Here is an 18,411-nt window from a genome sequence, read left to right on the forward strand (position 1 = left end):
AAGATACAAAATTATCATAAAAATGAGTTTGAGATACAAACGTAACATCATTCATGTAAAGGAAGAAGAGCAACAAGTTATAAAGGATTTTCCGATACTGATTGGGGGCTGCGGTATTGGTAGCTATATTGCTGAGTGTCTGTTGCGGATGGGATTTGAAAATTTGATCATTATCGATGGTGATCTTGTGGAACTGACCAATCTTAATCGCCAGAATTATGTAGCGGGAGATATCGGCGTAAATAAAGCTATCGCTTTAAAAGAACGATTGATGGCCATTAATCCCGATGCAAAGATTATAGCTTATCCTGAATTTCTAAGTAAGGGTAATTTGTACAGTCTTGATTTAAATTGTAAAGTGGCTATTAACGCCATGGATTTTTCCTCCGATATCCCTTTTTTATTTGATGAATACATGGCGCAGAAAAATATCCCTGTTATTCATCCTTACAATTTGGGTTGGGCAGGGTTTTTAACTGTCATTACACCCGATAGTCGTAATTTACGATCTTTAAATGCTGAACATCAAGCGTTTGAGATGAACGTTGGGAAATATATTGTTGATAGACTACAAGAAAAAAGTATTGATACAGAATGGCTTGAGGATTTTCTTTTAGAATATGGTAAAATAGCAATGGATTCGCCACCTCCACAGTTGTCATTGGGGTTATATCTATTATCTGGAATGGTCTGCCATATTGTGTTTAACATCGCTACAGATAAAGTAATAAAAGTATTTCCTGAATCCTACTATTTGTCTCTAAAGTAATAAACAGCAGACACATATAAATTCTTCTTATTTCACATTACATGTTGTTGATTTAAAAATTTAAAATAAAAGTCCTTATTTTTATAATTCTTGATTTATATCTACATGAATTGGACGTCTGAAAATTATTACTTTACTAAACTTGAGAAAAAAGGGCTTTCAGAGTTTATTCATTTTTATCTAAGTACGACAAGAGAATACTTTAATTTGGATAGTTCTCCTGATGAAGAATACTTTCGCCAATATGAGAATCTGATTCGAGAAGACTTGCTCTTTTTTGATAAATCAATTTATTACGTTTTACGCGATAAAGAAAAACATGCTATCCAAGCCTCAATTCGTATTACTTATTGGGATAGGGAAACTCCATTGCCAATTCAACAGTTGTTTTCAATAAAAAAAGAAGATCTATTGATTCCAGATATTGATCATTTTTGGCATATAGGTCGTTTCATTATTTCACAAAAAATTACAGGGCAGCGCATCAGTGTGCTTAAAAAGATGCTTTTTGATGCATTTTTCCCTCCATTTTACTTTGAAAATGGATTAATTATTGCAGAATGTGATAAGAAATTGGTTCGTACATTATTTAATTTAGGTATACCTTCTTACCAACTAGGCATACCAATTATTTATTTATATTCGGAAACACTACCTATTTATATAAAAACAACATGGCTGGAGTCTTTTATAGAAAAGAACAAATTAGCACAGTATTGTTTTAGTAATACGATAGACGCTCATAACATCCTTGACATAGGGAAAAAAATACCTATACATAAGAGTACCAAAGATGAGGATATAGAGTCTTATTAAAATAAAGACTGCTCTATTGCTAAAGCTGTGGCCTCAGTGATACTTTTTACTTTTAGTTTGGAAAATATTTGTTTTTTGTGAAATTTTATCGTGTCAATAGAAACGTAAAGCTTATCTGCTATCTGATCCATAGTTAACCCTTGCGCAGAAAATAGAAGAATATCTTTTTCTCGGGGCTTAAGTTTAACATGCGGTGCTTCGACCCAACGATCTTTTTCCAAATTGTACTCAAACTGTTTTCCGTTCTCATCGGATTTAAATTTAATATTTCCTGCATTAGCGTGTGAAGAAATAGAAACAACACAAAGCGCTATCCAGGGATTTGAAGATTTATCTAAAAGTATTGGCTTAAGTTTGTGATTTATCAATAAGGGCTTTCCATTCGATTGTTTCAAATGGAAATCGTAGGATATGGAATGTTTTAATTTCTCTTCTTTCGAAAGATTTTCAAAAAAATCGAATCCGACATCGTTTATTTTTTTTAATAGATGTATGTCCTGCTCTGGTACATTATCAAAATAATGTTGATAACCTTTCTTTAAAACTTCGGCAGGGGAGTTTCCACATAGGAAGATGGGGTTGTCAGACACAAACAAAAAACTCTTTTTAGAGTAGTCGATTAAATATATACTTTGATAGGTTAATCTGCTTAAAGATTTCGCGAAATTAATAAAGGCATCTATAATCTCATAATCATCTTTGCTAAAGGTATCTTTAACGTGTACAGGCTTAAAAAAATCTTCAATCTCAATCTTCATAGTATTAATGGCAAAAATGATCTATTGTCGCTTCGAAATTTCCAATTAAACTAATATTATTTCTGCTCACAAATTACAAAAATAACAGTTCAGTCTAAAGTAATTAACGAAAAATAGGCTTTTCTGACCTTTCTATGTCTATTTAGGACTTTGGTTAAAAGAGCATCTAATTTTTCATTAAACCCTTATGACATAATGGGATAATATCCTACACAAATGGGTAGAATATCATTCCCCTTGATACAATGTAGTATTTTAGTTTCTATCTTTAATATTGTCAAAGCAATTTAAAATTATATAAATATAGTCTATTGGATTCAAAATACCCAATGGTATGTCTTGCTTTATGTATGATTTTAGTAAAGATTTTAATGCAATGACAGCTTCCAAGAAAACATATTCCTAATATTTCTCTAATTATTTCAATTTTTGATTCAACCTGACTGCGCTAAGTGACCCTTAATTCGATTGTGTTATGAAGTATTACAAATACTTTAAATAGAATTCTTGTGTATAATAATATGTATGTACATTTATATTCTATTGCTTGGTATTTATTATTTTTTATAGTAATATTGCATGCTGAATCTAATTTTTCGTGCTTTTAAATCTGTTTTTAAGCTGCTTTATTGTTTTTGTAATGTATATACAATATTGTAATTATTGTTAGTTTGAATAATTTTGATATGGTTTTTCTTTATGCATTTTAATTTGGAGGTGGGATGATAAATTTAAACATGCAAAAGAACTGAATACTTGGATAGGCATTTATAGCATACTTTTTATTATAAAATCCATCAATTATGAAAATGCATTTCCCCATTTCCGTTTTCACCAGCTTACTGTTAATGACAGGACAGCTTGCTTCGGGGCAAGAAAATACCATTTGGCAACTGGGCAGTTCCGATGGCTCCAGTAGAGAATTCGCCCTGGCTCCACATGATTACAAGAAATTTCTGGAACATGATTTTGGCTACGAAGACAATTACTTTGTAGTCGGGCAATCTTCGTTGTCAAGAGATCTGCCTTATGTGTTACCCGGACCTGCCAATGGATGGGGCGGGACAGGCGGAACCTCTGGCCTAAGAACCCATTTTTTGAATTTATACAGTGTATTAGGTGGTCAAGTTGAAAATGGGATATGGGCTCTGGAAGTAAAATTAGCAAATAGTGATCCACAAAATAAACCGACCTTACAAATCGCAATCAATGGTAAATCTTATAATTACGAACTGAAGAATGGGGACGGACCCGTTGAACCTGTAGGTACAGGTTCAAAGTCTGGGGCTTCTACGATACGTATAGCATTACCCGAACATCTTATTGCTGAAGGATTTAACCAGATTACGCTTACTGTAATAAAGGGAGGGTGGGTTGAGTTTGACTCCTTTAAACTATTGGGTCCCCAACAGGTGAAATTGTTGAAAGATTACACTTCAATAATTAAAGGGGTACGGCAGTCGGATTTTGAACTGAAAAATGGAAACGAGCGCATACAATATATGCTCGTTGATCTATTGAAATTGAAAGATGATGAGCGTATAAAAGTATTGCTGGATGGAAGAAAAATCTATGATAAAACTCATGAGAAGGGCTTATCTCGACTTGAGATTCCAATGCCTTATGCATCGAGAGAGGTACGAAGTAAATATGAAATATATATCAACGATAAATTAATTCGAACATCTTCTATAAAACGATCTCCCAAAAGATTGGGTGGGGTCTCGGATTATGTCAACACCATGATAGGAGCTGCACATTCCAGATGGATGCTGGCACCGGGACCGTGGATGCCATTTGGAATGGTAAAGATTAGTCCCGATAATCAGAATATTGGCTGGCAGGCTGGTTATGAACCTTCAATAGAATCTATTGGTACATTTAGCCATATACACGAATGGACAATGGCTGGACTGGGCACATTTCCAACAGCAGGCCCATTGAAGACCAGTGTCGGAGACCAATATAGTACGCATTCAGGTTACCGTTCGGCAATAGATAAAGCAAGTGAACAGGCTCCATTGGGGTGCTATTCCGTTCATCTTCTTGACCAGGATATTGATGCAAAGCTAACCGCAGGAACACGGTCCAGTTTCCAGAAATATACCTATCATAAATCAGATACTGGACGTATTATGATTGATCTTAAAGTGAACGGAGAATATGATTATAAGATCAAAGATCTCTCCCTTAAAAAGGTCTCTGATTATAAGGTTATTGGCTACAGTAACCAATTGTCCGAAAATGTCTGGTCTACCGATGCAAAACAAGATTATGTTGTATATTTTGTCATGGAGTTTGACAAACCGATTGTCAATTTCGGAACTTGGCATAATGGTCGGATAACAGATCAGTCTGATCTGGTTGCCGATAGCGCTCAATCCGCTGGTATGTATGTAGAATTTGATGTCCGTAAAAACAAGGAGGTGCAGCTGCGGACTGGGATTTCCTATGTCAGTATAGCCAATGCTGCAGAAAATTTGAAAACAGAACTTTCAGATCCATTTGGATGGTCTTTTGAACGTGTGGTCGCCAACCAACATCGGGTGTGGAATGAATTATTGGGGCGTCTGGAGATAAAGAGTAATGACTATTTGGAAAAAGAGAAGTTTTATACAAATATGTATCGTACCCTGGCCAGCCGTAATACTTTTAGCGACGTCAATGGGCAATGGCGGTCTTCTGATGAGACGATCAGAACGATGAAACATCCGGGGGACCTTGCCCTGGGCTGTGACGCATTTTGGAATACGTTCTGGAATTTAAATCAATTCTGGAATCTGGTTACACCGGAATGGTCGAATAAATGGGTGCGGTCGCAATTGGCTATGTATGATGCCGACGGTTGGTTGGCAAAAGGGCCTGCTGGGATGGAATATATTCCAGTGATGGTTGCTGAACACGAGATTCCTTTGATTGTAGGGGCCTATCAGATGGGAATACGTGATTACGATGTGACAAAGGCATTTCAAGCGATCAAGAAAATGCAGACAACAAGTCCGCTGAAATTTGAAGGTGGCTTTGCCGGTAACCGGGATCTGGATGTTTATCTGAAGTATAAGTATGTGCCTTATGACCTTGGTCGTTTCTCAAATTCCCTGGAGTATAGTTTTGACGATTGGACTGTAGGACAATTTGCAAAATCTTTGGGAAAGGAAAAGGAATACAATTATTTTAATGATAGAGGTAGTTGGTGGAAGAATGCGATAGATGTTAAAAGTGGTTATGCACGGATGAAAGATGCCAAGGGGGAATGGTACCGGGACTTTGATCCATTTAAATCTGGAGCCAATCATCATTATGTTGAAGGAAATGCATGGCAGTTGACATTCTTTGTACCTCAGGATATCCCAGCATTAGCTAAAATGATTGGTGAGGATGTGTTTCTAAAGCGTTTGGAATGGGGGTTCGGAGAAAGTGAAAAATGGCGGTATAATGGACCAAATGATCAATACTGGGATTATCCAGTTGTTCAGGGAAATCAACAGTCGATGCATTTCGCTTATATTTTTAACTGGTTGAACAAACCATGGCTTACTCAAAAATGGAGCCGGTCTATCAGTGAACGCTATTACGGACAGGGTATTTCTAACGCATACCTGGGAGATGAGGATCAGGGACAGATGAGCGCTTGGTATATCATGAATGCAATAGGATTATTTCAGCTAGACGGAGGGACGCGAACAAAGCCAATTTATGAAATTGGTAGTCCATTTTTTGAAGAAATTAAAATTAAGTTGGGACGGCAATATGGGCGAGGAGATCAATTCACTATTAAAGCTAAAAATGCGAGCAAAAAGAATATGTATGTGCAGCGCGCAACTTTAAACGGTAAACCGCTACAGACATTCTATTTTGACGCTGCGGAATTGCTAAAAGGAGGTGAATTAGTTTTGGAAATGGGGGATAAGCCGAATATGCAATGGGGATTGTCGCATTAATCATCTATCACTGAGATGGACTTTAATGGGAGATTATATCTTCAGATTGTAGCTTTCCGCAACGAAGAGTGCTAATTGTTAAAGTTTGGTTAAACATAGAAGAACAGGATAACAAAGCTCGGGGAATGGCGTTATCAATGTAGTTTTCATAATTTAGGTTAATAATTGGTTAGTTAGTAAAAATCCTGAAGTTCCCCGCTTCAGGATTTTTTGTTGAATGATCTTTCTCCTTGGATCTAACAAGTATTAGCGGCTGTATTTTGATATTATTACCATACCTTGAGATATCTGGGGCTTGATGAATTCGCGTCTGTTTTTAGTCTTGCTAAATCCTATTAACATTGTAAAATGATAGATATAACTGCTATCGATATTTGTAAATCTTTGGTATTATCTGTAGTATTGTGACTACACTTAAAAATGTGCAATCTACTGTTCATTGTATCAGAAAAAAGTAGATTGTCTTTATCAAGATGATATGATCAAGTTTATCCGTTATTTTCTTTTGGGATTATTTGTTTGGGAGCAAGCGTCTGCGCAAAAACTACCGACCGACTATGTCAATCCCTTTATTGGTACCAGTAACTATGGTACAACCAATCCAGGTGCTCAAGTACCCCATGGTTTAATGAATGTGTCTCCCTTTAATGTGATGGGATCATCACTTAATGCCTTCGATAAGGATGCACGTTGGTGGTCTACACCTTACGAACATAGCAATAGCTATTTTACCGGTTTTTCACATGTCAATCTGAGTGGTGTAGGTTGTCCTGATATGGGAAGTTTGTTACTGATGCCAACTGCTGGAAAACTAGAAGTTGACTACCATCAATATGGAAGTACTTATACACAGGAAGAGGCTCATCCGGGTTATTATAGTAATGTGTTAAAAAAATACGGCATCAAAACCGAGACATCCGCAACTGCTCGTGTGGGTGTATCTAAATTTACTTTCCCTAAAGGGCAGGCTAATATTTTGCTCAATTTAGGCGAGGGACTGACGAATGAAACGGGTGCAACAGTTCGCTATGTCAGTGATACGGAACTTGAAGGTTCGAAATTATTGGGTTCGTTCTGTTATACCAACAATCAGGCCGTATATCCGATTTTCTTCGTGATGCGAGTGAATAAAAAGCCCGCAAAGAAAGGTTACTGGAAATTTCAGCGTGCCGGTGAAAAATGGGAAAATGATTGGAATAAAGATGCTGGCAAATACAAGATTTTTACCGATTATTCGAGCCAATTGTCTGGAGACGATCTTGGGGCATTCTTGAGTTTTGATGTTCAGGAAAATGAGAGCTTAGAAGTCCAGTTGGCGGTATCTTTCGTAAGCGTTGAAAATGCACGAAAAAATCTGGAAGCCGAGCAACCTAGTTTTGGATTTGGGCGGATCAGGACACAAGCTTCATCTTTGTGGAATAAGGAATTATCAAGAATTCAGGTTGAAGGAGGTACCGAAGATCAAAAAACGGTATTTTATACGGCTATGTATCATGCCATGATTCATCCAAATATTTTACAGGATGTTAACGGCGAATATCCGGCTATGGAAAATAGAAAGACCCTTGTTGCGGATCATAATCGTTATACCGTATTCTCTTTATGGGATACGTACAGAAATGTACAGCCGCTCATGTCGTTGGTCTATCCAGATAAACAGGTTGGAATGATTCGATCAATGATTGATATTTATAAAGAAAATGGATGGATGCCTAAGTGGGAACTTTATAGCCGTGAAAGCTATACCATGGACGGTGATCCAGCAGTACCTGTGATCGTTGATGCCTGGATGAAAGGCATTCGGGACTATGATATCAATACAGCTTATGAGGCTTTTTTGAAGTCGGCGACGACAACGGATTCGACGAATCGAATCCGTCCGGACAATGCCGATTATGTCAAGTATGGTTATGTTCCTCTTCGCGATTCTTTTGATAATTCAGTTTCCCATGCGATTGAATACTATGTTGCTGATTGGAATTTAGCACAGTTGGCCAACTCATTGGGGAAAACTAAAGATGCACAGACTTTTGGTAAGAGAGCACAGGGGTACAAACATTACTATTCTCCAGAGTATGGAACCTTTCGACCTATTCTTCCCAATGGCTCGTTTTTGACACCTTTCAATCCATTGATGGGGGCTAATTTTGAGCCTAACCATGGATTCCATGAAGGGAATGCTTGGAATTATAGTTTTGCGATACCATTTGATATCCCTGGTTTAGTTCAACTGATGGGCGGTAAAAGGAAATTTGTGGACAGATTACAGGCTACCTTTGATAAAGGGTATTTTGATGTTACCAACGAACCTGACATGCTTTATCCACATGTTTTTTCGGAAATAAAAGGTGAGGAATGGCGTACACAAAAGTTGGTTAAGCAAATTCTGGATAAACATTTTACGAATAGTCCCGGTGGGATCCCAGGAAATGATGATACAGGAACAATGTCGACCTGGGCATTAATGAATATGATAGGGATTTACCCTTTTTGTCCCGGCAGACCAGATTATACGATCGTTACGCCGGTATTTGATAAAGTAACTATTCAACTTGATAAAAAGTATTATCCTAAGTCTGATCGTGTGACCATTAGACGCCAAAAAGAGGGCAATGGAGAATTCATCAAAAAAATTATCGTCGATGGAAAGCCATTAGGAGGTTTTAAGATAAGTCATCAAGTTTTGGTCAATAGCAAAGATATCCTGATTGTTACGGGAGACAGATAAATGACACGCAGATTAAAGAAGCTATCTACACTATGAAATATATGAAATACCTGGCTTGCACAGGTTTATTGGGGATACTGAGCTGTGCCTCACAGCAGGATTCGGCTGAAGGTTCTTATGCAAAATCAGTCAATCCTTTTATAGGGACGGATTTTACGGGTAACACCTATCCTGGAGCACAATCGCCCTTTGGTATGGTACAATTGAGCCCAGATAATGGATTGCCCGGTTGGGATCGTATTTCGGGTTATTTTTATCCCGATAGCACGATTTCGGGCTTTAGTCATACCCATTTAAGTGGGACGGGAGCTGGGGATCTATATGATATATCGTATATGCCAGTTACATTGCCTTATCATGAGGCCGTGGCGCCTTTGGGTATTCATTCCAAGTTTTCGCATCAAAACGAACAGGCACATGCGGGGTACTATAAAGTAAAGTTGACAGACTATAATATCGATGTAGAGCTAACGGCAACCCCACGTTGCGGTATCCAACGTTATACATTCCCTGAGGCTCAATCGGCTATTTTTTTGGATCTAAAGAAAGCAATGAACTGGGATGCCACAATAGATTCATACATTGAGGTGGTTGATTCGGTCACTGTGCGTGGCTACCGATTTTCAGAAGGTTGGGCAAGAGGCCAACGTGTCTATTTTGAAACCCGATTTTCAAAGCCGTTTACTGCAGTTCACATCGATAGCTCGGCGATACAGTCAAGTGTTGACAGCATAACAAAAACGACCAAACGTATTGGTACTGCTTTCAAGGCACGTTTTGATTTTAAAACATCTACTGGTGAACAAGTAACGCTTAGCACAGCTCTTTCGGGGGTAAGTATGGATGGTGCTTCCAAAAACCTGAAAGCTGAGGTGCCAACAGATGATTTTGATCACTATTTAAAACAAGCTGAGAATAACTGGAACAAAGAGCTTGGTAAGATCGCTATTCAGACTACAGACAAAGAAGCTAAAGTAAAGTTCTATACAGCATTGTACCATTCGATGTTGGCCCCTACCATATTTGGAGACGTAGATGGGGCTTATTTTGGTGCGGATAGAAAAATACATCAGGCCGAAGGTTGGACCAATTACAGTACTTTTTCGCTTTGGGATACCTATCGTGCTTCACATCCCCTATTTACTTATCTTGATCCAAATCGTGTAAATGATATGGTGAAATCGTTTATTGCATTTTACGAACAGCATGGTCGCTTGCCCGTATGGAATATCTATGGCAGTGAAACTGATATGATGATTGGCAATCATGCAATCCCAGTTATTGTGGACGCTTATTTGAAAGGAATAGGTGATTTTGATGTCAATAAAGCACTGGAAGCTTGTGTGGCAACAGCAAACATAGACAACTATAGAGGTATTGGGTTGTATAAAAAGCTGGGTTATGTACCTTATGATGTTGTGGATAAACACAATGCGGAGAACTGGTCTTTGTCACGCACACTCGAATATGCATTTGATGATCATTGTATTGCGGTTATGGCGGATAAGATGAGGAACAAGGCGGTGGCAACTACGTTTTTTGCAAGAGCAAAAAATTATAAAAATGTCTATAATCCCGCTACATCATTTATGCAGCCGCGTGACAGTCATGGTGCTTTTGTAACGCCATTTGATCCAGAGGAATATAGTGCACATATCTGTGAAAGCAATGCTTGGCAATACTTCTGGTCTGTTCAACATGATATTCCGGGATTGATCAATCTCGTCGGCGGAAATGAACGCTTTGGGCAGAAATTGGATAGCATGTTTACCTTCCACCCATCGGACACCAGTAAACTGCCTATTTTCAGTACGGGCATGATTGGACAATATGCACATGGAAATGAACCAAGTCATCACGCTATATATTTGTTTAACGCGATTGGGCAACCATGGAAAACACAGCAATATGCCGCTGAAGTGATGGAAAAACTTTATCTAAATAATCCGTCAGGGTTAAGCGGGAATGATGATTGCGGACAGATGTCTGCTTGGTATGTACTCAGTGCGCTGGGTTTTTATCCAGTAGATCCAGTGAGTGGAAGGTATGAAATCGGTACGCCATTGTTTGAACATAGCGAATTTAAACTTGCGAATGGGAAAAAGTTTACTGTCAAAGCGGATCATGTAAATAAAACCAATATTTACATCCAGTCGGTTACTTTGGATGGAAAGCCTCTTGAAACAAGTTATATCACACATGAGCAGATCATGTCTGGAGCTACCCTTGTTTTCCATATGGGAAGCAAACCTGGTCCGGTGTGGTACAAAAAATAGTCAGAAGCAATATCATTGTTTTTGTCAACAGAACCTCCAATAAGTTAACAGTTATTGGAGGTTTTTTTGCGAATAGCAATACTATTCAAGGTTTTTATAAAAGTAGGTTGTACTACAGGGGCTACCATTAGGAAAAAGTGCATAATTTGGAATGTTTCCCACGACCTTCCAGCCACGTTTTAAGTACAAAGCATGAGCCGGGCTATCTGTTACAGTATCTAATACCAGTAGTGATTTTCTCATTTTTTTCGCAATTAATTCCAGATGTTGCAATAAATTTTCCGCTATACCAAGACGTCGAAAAGCGGAATGCACCAACATTTTTGCTACGTCCGCCCGATGAGGCTGATTTTGGGGAAGGTCTATTTGTAATTGCACGGTCCCAACGATCTGGTCCGATGAGCTGTCTTTTGCAACAAGTAGCACTGTTTTTTCTTGCTGGACCTTTGCCAGGACACTGTTCCAGAATTCACTCGCTTTTTCTTCGCTTAAGTCCTGCATAAATCCCACTGAGGCCCCTCCTTGGACAATATCCAATGTTAATGCGACCAGGTCGGAAACGGCTATGTTATTTGCTTCCTTTAATTCTTCAATGTGGATACTTCTCTTATCAGAAATAAGCATAGTTATTTTATGGTTTTTATTAGCGTGAAATAGTCGCTCTTTAATTGAGAAATAGGATTACTGCTTCATGATGTAAGGCGGCCATCTGATAAAATGCTTTTAGGTCTTCGAAGTATTGAAGCAGATAATCTAATGCATTTTCCTCCTCCCAGATATCTGGGTATATATCTTTTTCAAGCATAGTGGCCGGATCGAAACGTTGCGTTAATTCATCTATAGAAATTTCCTTTAACGCTAAAGCAATCTGTCTGGTTTGTTCTATATCTGTATAGGTTGCTGGGCCATAGCCCATGTCCTGATTGCGATCAATGTCATTAGGACCAACTAATAGCCAGGATAAGGGTGGAGAGGCCTGATCGTATGTGCCGATTGATTCTCCTGTCAATAAAAAGAAAATACCTTCCCAAGCTTTGTCAATATCTATCAAATTGTCCAAATGTATAGCTTCTTTGCTATATACCATTTTGCTTAATGAATGACTATCAGTGAGAAAACTATTCAATGTTTCCAAATTGACACGAAGGAAATTTTGTACCATGCTCATGATCTTTCGATTTTGGTTGACTGCTTTTTGTTTTCTGGTTTACAGAAGGATGTAACACTGTTGGTTGTATTGAAAATATGATCTGCAGAAATATTAATTATTGCTCCGTGTAAATGCAAAATAAATAACATAAAACCACCCCAAGATACCATGGATCAGTGCCCAGAGAATAGATTTGTTGCGGTCCCACGAAGTGACGACGGCAATGACAGAACCAAGTCCAATTCCAGATTGCGTAATTGTTTGGGTAGTTGAACGGCTAATTTCTTGTCCGAAAACCATGCTCGACATTCCGATGAACATGATCAATAAAGCTAATTGTTTCATCTGTATAAATTATTTATAAGTGTTGGTCTCATCAGTATAAATGAGCTCGTTTCACTCGGTTTGAATAAATCATGATGGTTTCATCGTGTTTTATTCAGTTCTTTTTTTGATTCGTCATCGATTTTCTTGACTCGTCTAAAATTATCGGTCTTCTGATTTGGTCTATATTCTTTTTCTAAGTTCCGTAATTCTTCCTTAAGAAACAAGCTGTTGCGCTTGACTTGTTTTACAGTATTTGCTAATCGGGTAATTATCGACCCTATTGTTTGGGGTAAAATTGTACCCAAATGATAGCGAATCTTAAAAAACATGCAACGAATATTAACTGCCTTAAAGAGCTTGTTTTGAAAATACGTTATTTGTTAAAAAATCGAGATATGAGAATTATTATTTTGACATTAATCATCAGTACATTCGCATTGACATCCTGTGGTAGTAATTTGGACTTCGGATATAATGAGAAGATTGCCGGCCTTTTCTATAGTTGTAAAGAAAAGTTGGATGAAAGCTACAATAAATTGTTGGAAGGAGAATATGATGCGGATAAAACGGATGAATTATCCTACGAAATGAAGCTAAAAGAGGTGCAGGCGCTGAGCAGCTATGTCAAAGGAATAAAGAGTGAAGTCAATGCATTAAAGCCTAGTGAAGCGGCGACAAGCTTCCATTTGACTACAATAGCTTACATGACGAGAATTGTGGATGGTTATGGTACGTTGTTGGTCAAATATGTGGATGAGCAGAAAAAAGGTGCTAGACAGGCCTTATTACGAGATATTACAGATGAAAAAGCTAAAATAGCAGTCTTGGCAGATACTTGTTTGGAGAAACAGGTTGAGTTTTTAAATAAGGTGGGGATAAAGGTTGCTGCTGCGCAATAAGATAATTAATGAAACATAATTTTTAGCCAATGAGAACGTGCTTAACAATTGATAAGTTTTATTTAATGCTGGTTTTACTTCTACTTGTTGTATCCTGTAAAAGTAAAGCCATAAAACAAGCTATCAGGCCTCTCAATCAACAGGAAACTGTACGACCGGATTGGCTGGCTCATAAGTATGATCGAGTAATGAAGATTGAGGATCGTCAGGTGGCACGATTAGAGGGCAATTATCTATTGGATCTGCCATTGCAGTTTAACGAAGATTCAATAGATGTATTTTATTTGAGCGCAGAGATCCCAATAGAACTTTTCAAGAAGTCTTCGGCGTTTTATCCCGAATTGCAAAAATTTATTCTTATTGTTCCTGATTGGAAGTTTTACAGCGAAGTCAGTAAAATGGCTTCAAAAAGTGGAATGTGCGTGGAACCAGAAACGACAAATTTTTATTACTATATCAGACGGGAAGAGGATAATGTTAAAGTTGATAGCATCCGGCTTGGGGGACTAGAAAATCCAACGATTGATTTTGCTAAACCTATATTGCCGGAAAACCTATTAACAGTATATTGGAAGGAAAGCTATGGTTCCGTCTGCTGCCCTCGTGATCCGATGTGGGATATCGCCGATCAGGATAGCTCTTTTATCCGAGGTTTTGAGGAAAGAAATAAATTCAAGGTAACTACAGGGCGATATATTCAAATGCAAGGAAAAGAAGGTGAAAATAGTATATATTATACATTGCCAGGATTGACAACAGCACAGCGATTACAATTTTTGCTTGAGAAGCGTGCACAATGGAGATTAATTAGCGAAGCCAAGAAAATGCCGCTTTCAACGAAATTGTTTACACCTCAATTGCAGCAGATGATAACAACAGGTTTTAACAAGCTTGAAGAAATGCCGTAGCAGGTAAGAAAATAATGTTGAGTCGAAGATTTCCGTTTTTAAAATGTATCTGTTTAAAGTATATGGGGTATATAACATTTGATAAATAAGCATAATTTTGAAATAGTATGAGAATAAACAATCCATATAAAATTGTAGGTATAGTGGCAACAATTGTACTTATGGGCGGCTCTTGTCGGGGACAGGATGCAACCAAAGCTGTTAAAGAAGGTGTTGAAGAGGCTGTTTTACTTATCGGTCAATTACCGGGAAAGTATAATATGGCAGAAGACATTTGGGAAAATCCAGATACTGCTTACGAACAATTTATACGATTTGATGGCGAAAGTCTTGCGACTTTCCATCGAACGGATGCTAATGGCGATTTAGGAACTGTTGGCATTGTTGATAAAACAGGAAAGGTTATTGTACAGCCCAACTATTTCAGTACTACGACAAAACCACATTTTGGCTTTTTTGAAGTACAAGATAGTAAACAACGTGTAGGGTTGATCAATGAGAAAGGAGTGGAGGTTGTTCCGCCTCAGTATGAGTCTATCTTTTTGGATGCCAGTCTTATGGCGATTGATAGTGCGATTATCAAAGTTTCGAAAGATGGCAAACAAGGATTTATTGATCATAACGGCGCTATTGCGGTTCCTTTTAAATATCAGGTTTTGGATGTTGTGGGTAAAAATAGAATCATGTATATGGAATCACCACAGCATTGGGGATTGATGGACTACAACAGTAAAATATTAACCGATCCTGTTTTTACATTTAGCAATATTTTTGTCGACGGAAAAACGGTATTGCAACAGGCCGATGGCGAAGAGTATACACTCTATGAAGATGGGAAAATCGTTAAGAAATAATTGTTGTCCTGAAGTAAGAAAGTGCTATTTCCAGAGTGGGAATAGCACTTTAATGAATAAACTGTCTTTATGATTGTGTACATCTTAAGCTAACAAGTGATTAGTTAATCCAGTAGCTGTATTTCAAATATTTTGTCCCAATTTTTTCCTGTGAGAAAAAAGGTATTTGATTTTTTATTGTACGCAATTCCGTTTAATACATCCAGATCAACATGTTGTGTCACGTTTTCCCGTAATTTGGAAAGATCGACTAAACCTTCGATAGCCCCTGTTTTTGGGTCGATGATACCCATGACATCTTCCATAAAGAAATTAGCATAAATCTTTCCTTTTACCCATTCCATTTCGTTTATCTGGTTAACGATTTTCTCATTTGTGGCAACACGGATATAATCAATTTTGGAAAAATCATTAGGATTGAGTAAATAGATATTTTCTGAACCGTCAGACATATACAAATTTTTGCCATCGGAGGTCAACCCCCATCCTTCCATGTTTTTGAAATATGGCAGTGTTTTTATTGTCTTTAATGTTGTCACATCATAGACATAGGCAAGATTGCTTTTGTAGGTCAATTGATATAATTTCCCATTTAATATGGTGGCACCTTCACCAAATATTGAATCGGCTAATTCGATCTTTTTGATTGGTTGTCCTGTGGTGGGGTTTACAATGCGGATACTTGACTTACCTTTATTTCCACTTAACCCAACGCCATTGCCCGTACTTTCCATCAAGTTTTCTCCAAAGAACTCTAGCCCTTGTGTGAAAGCTTTAATATCATGTGGGTAGGTATTAACAATTCGGTACTTTAAAATTCGAGGTGGGTTTGATGGTAAATAGTCTATGTTTACTGTGTTTTCTTCGCATTTTCCAGCATTAAATACAACCGCCTTAATGATTTGCTTGCCAAATTTCTCTCCTGATAATCTATATGTTACTTTATTGTTTTCTGTGACTTTAGCAATCGGGTAATCATTGATATAATAAAGGATGGAATCAATTTTTACATGAGGTGTATTTGTAATCTGAAACGATAATTCTTCATTTGTTGTATAATCTTGTTTAATCCCCTCGAAGCTAAAGCTTGGATTATTTTTTGGTAAGTTATCTGGAGACGGTGATGTTGTTTTTTTACCGTTTTCTCCGCATCCTATAAAAAGAGATGCTACTGTTAGCAAAAATAGTGAAGAAGTTGTTTTCATTTTTGTAAAGCTTGAAGATAGGGGGATTTATTTTATACTTAAAGAAAGATAAATATAATTTCAAAAGAAACCTAAATCATTGCTGAAAAAGATTCAGTACGAAAAACAATTAAGTTGTTTTGCTCTAAAATAGTATTGAAGATCTTGTTGCGGGAATTAGCTATACCGAATATGTGGGGGAATAGAATCTGGAGCAGCAGCATTTTGGTAATTAGGTTTGAGCGACACGAAATAATTTCGTGGGCTCAAACCTTTATTGTTGTTTTTATTGTTTTTTATCCCACCATACTTTGGACAAAAAGGAATCCCCGTTCTGCATTCTGGAAACAGCGTCTTTGAGATTTGTTTGATTTAATTCAGCCTCCTCACTGGAGTAAATAGCTCGACGTGGTATCTGTCTATTGGTGGATCCCGGATTTGGACCAGGTGTCAATTTTGGATAACCTGTACGACGCCATTCGGCAAATGCTTCCATATCTCTGCCAAATAAACTTATCCATTTTTGAGTAGCGATTTTCTCCATCTTTTGCTCGTCTGTCAATCCATTTAGGGTGATGACATTTTGCTCATACGATGAGGGTATTGAAGTTAAATTGTATGGTGGAAGGGCAAAGGCAGCTTTGACGCCATCTGTAAAGAATGATTGCGCATTTGTACTTGTCGCGCCCCAACCTAACAATGCAGCCTCGGCTTTGTAAAAACAAATGTCTGAGTAGGTCATTGCATAACTTGGTATTGGCGCAAAATTCAAGCTAAACCATGTTGACTTGTTGGCCGTAGAGTAATTTGCTCTGATCAGTTGAGAAAGCTCATTATCGGTTAATGCTACTCCAATTCCTTGATAGGTGGTAACACCGCCTATAGTGACTGGTTCTGCAAGTAGACCCAAGCGTGGATCATTATACTCCTTCAATTTGTTTACCAATGTGTTGGCTAAGTACCGTAAGTCTGCGCTCCCAGTAGTCATCTGCCGTAATATAGGGTTTTGGTTTTCGGCTTGGGCATTATTAAATGTAGGAACTGCAGCATTATCACTATTACTTGAGATTAACCCAAGTGGAGAAGTCATTGCTTCTGTAACGGTCTTTTGCGCTAATGAGAGGTTGGCATAACGCATTCTCATGCCCAATTTCAGTTTTAAGGAGTTTCCAAATTTTTTCCATTTATCAATATTACCGCCATAGAAAAAATCGGAAGAGCCATAAGATTGATCGCCAACGGTGAGACGTGCCAAAGCGGCATCAACCTTTATAACTAGCGCGGGATAGATATCCTCTTGTTTGTCAAACTTAGGGGTTCGATTAATCTCTTTGCTATCTTTTGTAATTTCCGAATAGGGGATGTCTCCAAATAGATCAGTCAATCGTTGGTATAGATAAACTTCATAAAGTTCGGTTATTGCCAGTTTACTTCTACCTTCGGGACTTTCTTCTTTGCCACTGAGCTCCTTTTTTATCTGAATGATGTTTCTGAGTAAGGTAAAATGCTGCGACCATATCAGGTTTTCTGGTCCTTCAAAATAACGCGATACGGGGACAACCGGGCCACCTGCCCAATGCTGGATCCAAGAACCAAACTTATTGTTTGGAAGTTCTCCTGACTCCTGAAAGGTACCATCGCGGAGGATTCTAGCCATAAGCAATGCGGGATCTATTGTTGTCACTGATGTTGGCGGCGTATTTATTTTTTCAAAGTCTTTCGTGCAGGCGCTAAATGTTGCTACGGAGACAAGAGCGATAACAAATCTGTTTTTTATCATTTTCGTTTTCATAATTCAGTG

Annotated in this window: 14 protein-coding genes; 8 read left to right on the forward strand and 6 right to left on the reverse strand. The window is 37.9% G+C overall.

The features are described from left to right. Window positions 1–22: 22 nt before the first annotated feature. On the forward strand, window positions 23–769 hold the full coding sequence (locus LC454_RS11185; protein WP_223582366.1) for a HesA/MoeB/ThiF family protein: 747 nt from the start codon (window positions 23–25) through the stop codon (window positions 767–769). 105 nt (window positions 770–874) lie between these two features. Next, complete coding sequence (locus LC454_RS11190; RefSeq protein WP_223582368.1) at window positions 875–1,585, forward strand: hypothetical protein; 711 nt, start codon at window positions 875–877, stop codon at window positions 1,583–1,585. Here LC454_RS11190 and LC454_RS11195 read toward each other — a convergent pair. Beyond that, the gene (locus tag LC454_RS11195; RefSeq protein WP_223582369.1) at window positions 1,582–2,343 is read right to left on the reverse strand and encodes a response regulator transcription factor; all 762 of its coding nucleotides are present in this window, start codon (window positions 2,341–2,343) and stop codon (window positions 1,582–1,584) included. The genes LC454_RS11190 and LC454_RS11195 overlap by 4 nt on opposite strands. Before the next feature lie 803 nt (window positions 2,344–3,146). On the opposite strand from LC454_RS11195, the gene LC454_RS11200 reads away from it, so the two are divergent. The 3 genes from LC454_RS11200 to LC454_RS11210 all read left to right on the forward strand — a co-directional run bounded on the left by LC454_RS11200 (window position 3,147) and on the right by LC454_RS11210 (window position 11,288). Further along, window positions 3,147–6,284, forward strand: coding sequence for a GH92 family glycosyl hydrolase (locus LC454_RS11200; protein ID WP_223582371.1), 3,138 nt, complete (start codon window positions 3,147–3,149; stop codon window positions 6,282–6,284). 478 nt (window positions 6,285–6,762) lie between these two features. After that, window positions 6,763–9,012, forward strand: coding sequence for a GH92 family glycosyl hydrolase (locus LC454_RS11205; protein WP_223582373.1), 2,250 nt, complete (start codon window positions 6,763–6,765; stop codon window positions 9,010–9,012). 32 nt (window positions 9,013–9,044) lie between these two features. After that, window positions 9,045–11,288 carry a GH92 family glycosyl hydrolase gene (locus LC454_RS11210; RefSeq protein ID WP_262903067.1) on the forward strand — a complete coding sequence of 748 codons (2,244 nt, stop codon included), beginning with the start codon at window positions 9,045–9,047 and terminating at the stop codon, window positions 11,286–11,288. Between the two features lie 81 nt (window positions 11,289–11,369). Here the strand turns inward: LC454_RS11210 and LC454_RS11215 are convergent, their stop codons facing one another. The 3 genes from LC454_RS11215 to LC454_RS11225 all read right to left on the reverse strand — a co-directional run bounded on the left by LC454_RS11215 (window position 11,370) and on the right by LC454_RS11225 (window position 12,783). Further along, window positions 11,370–11,912, reverse strand: a complete 543-nt coding sequence (locus LC454_RS11215; RefSeq protein WP_223582375.1) for a GNAT family N-acetyltransferase — start codon at window positions 11,910–11,912, stop codon at window positions 11,370–11,372. Between the two features lie 40 nt (window positions 11,913–11,952). Continuing rightward, entirely contained in the window at window positions 11,953–12,456 is a 504-nt protein-coding gene (locus LC454_RS11220) for a YfbM family protein (protein ID WP_223582377.1), read from the reverse strand. A 93-nt stretch (window positions 12,457–12,549) separates the two neighbouring features. Continuing rightward, window positions 12,550–12,783 carry a hypothetical protein gene (locus tag LC454_RS11225; protein WP_223582379.1) on the reverse strand — a complete coding sequence of 78 codons (234 nt, stop codon included), beginning with the start codon at window positions 12,781–12,783 and terminating at the stop codon, window positions 12,550–12,552. 377 nt (window positions 12,784–13,160) lie between these two features. Between LC454_RS11225 and LC454_RS11230 the strand changes: the two genes are divergently transcribed. The 3 genes from LC454_RS11230 (at window position 13,161) to LC454_RS11240 (ending at window position 15,426) form a co-directional block, all read left to right on the forward strand. Beyond that, window positions 13,161–13,664, forward strand: a complete 504-nt coding sequence (locus LC454_RS11230; RefSeq protein WP_223582380.1) for a hypothetical protein — start codon at window positions 13,161–13,163, stop codon at window positions 13,662–13,664. A gap of 65 nt (window positions 13,665–13,729) precedes the next feature. Beyond that, window positions 13,730–14,572 carry a hypothetical protein gene (locus tag LC454_RS11235; RefSeq protein WP_223582381.1) on the forward strand — a complete coding sequence of 281 codons (843 nt, stop codon included), beginning with the start codon at window positions 13,730–13,732 and terminating at the stop codon, window positions 14,570–14,572. A 107-nt stretch (window positions 14,573–14,679) separates the two neighbouring features. Then, complete coding sequence (locus tag LC454_RS11240; RefSeq protein ID WP_223582382.1) at window positions 14,680–15,426, forward strand: WG repeat-containing protein; 747 nt, start codon at window positions 14,680–14,682, stop codon at window positions 15,424–15,426. A 104-nt stretch (window positions 15,427–15,530) separates the two neighbouring features. On the opposite strand, the gene LC454_RS11245 is transcribed toward LC454_RS11240, so the two are convergent. Then, window positions 15,531–16,631: a glutaminyl-peptide cyclotransferase gene (locus LC454_RS11245; protein WP_223582383.1), complete on the reverse strand. Its 1,101-nt coding sequence runs from the start codon at window positions 16,629–16,631 to the stop codon at window positions 15,531–15,533. 265 nt (window positions 16,632–16,896) lie between these two features. Further along, on the reverse strand, window positions 16,897–18,402 hold the full coding sequence (locus tag LC454_RS11250) for a SusD/RagB family nutrient-binding outer membrane lipoprotein (RefSeq protein ID WP_223582384.1): 1,506 nt from the start codon (window positions 18,400–18,402) through the stop codon (window positions 16,897–16,899). Between the last annotated feature and the right edge of the window lie 9 nt (window positions 18,403–18,411).

The sequence above is a fragment of the Sphingobacterium sp. GVS05A genome (assembly GCF_019969845.1).
Taxonomy (GTDB): Bacteria; Bacteroidota; Bacteroidia; order Sphingobacteriales; family Sphingobacteriaceae; genus Sphingobacterium.

Excerpts from the sequence above, each read along its gene's own strand:
- LC454_RS11230 (WP_223582380.1), top strand. The coding sequence starts at position 13,161 with ATGAGAATTATTATTTTGACATTAATCATCAGTACATTCGCATTGACA.
- LC454_RS11225 (WP_223582379.1), bottom strand. The coding sequence starts at position 12,783 with ATGAAACAATTAGCTTTATTGATCATGTTCATCGGAATGTCGAGCATG.
- LC454_RS11240 (WP_223582382.1), top strand. The coding sequence starts at position 14,680 with ATGAGAATAAACAATCCATATAAAATTGTAGGTATAGTGGCAACAATT.
- LC454_RS11210 (WP_262903067.1), top strand. The coding sequence starts at position 9,045 with ATGAAATATATGAAATACCTGGCTTGCACAGGTTTATTGGGGATACTG.
- LC454_RS11185 (WP_223582366.1), top strand. The coding sequence starts at position 23 with ATGAGTTTGAGATACAAACGTAACATCATTCATGTAAAGGAAGAAGAG.
- LC454_RS11195 (WP_223582369.1), bottom strand. The coding sequence starts at position 2,343 with ATGAAGATTGAGATTGAAGATTTTTTTAAGCCTGTACACGTTAAAGAT.
- LC454_RS11245 (WP_223582383.1), bottom strand. The coding sequence starts at position 16,631 with ATGAAAACAACTTCTTCACTATTTTTGCTAACAGTAGCATCTCTTTTT.
- LC454_RS11235 (WP_223582381.1), top strand. The coding sequence starts at position 13,730 with ATGCTGGTTTTACTTCTACTTGTTGTATCCTGTAAAAGTAAAGCCATA.
- LC454_RS11215 (WP_223582375.1), bottom strand. The coding sequence starts at position 11,912 with ATGCTTATTTCTGATAAGAGAAGTATCCACATTGAAGAATTAAAGGAA.
- LC454_RS11220 (WP_223582377.1), bottom strand. The coding sequence starts at position 12,456 with ATGAGCATGGTACAAAATTTCCTTCGTGTCAATTTGGAAACATTGAAT.
- LC454_RS11250 (WP_223582384.1), bottom strand. The coding sequence starts at position 18,402 with ATGAAAACGAAAATGATAAAAAACAGATTTGTTATCGCTCTTGTCTCC.
- LC454_RS11205 (WP_223582373.1), top strand. The coding sequence starts at position 6,763 with ATGATCAAGTTTATCCGTTATTTTCTTTTGGGATTATTTGTTTGGGAG.
- LC454_RS11190 (WP_223582368.1), top strand. The coding sequence starts at position 875 with ATGAATTGGACGTCTGAAAATTATTACTTTACTAAACTTGAGAAAAAA.
- LC454_RS11200 (WP_223582371.1), top strand. The coding sequence starts at position 3,147 with ATGAAAATGCATTTCCCCATTTCCGTTTTCACCAGCTTACTGTTAATG.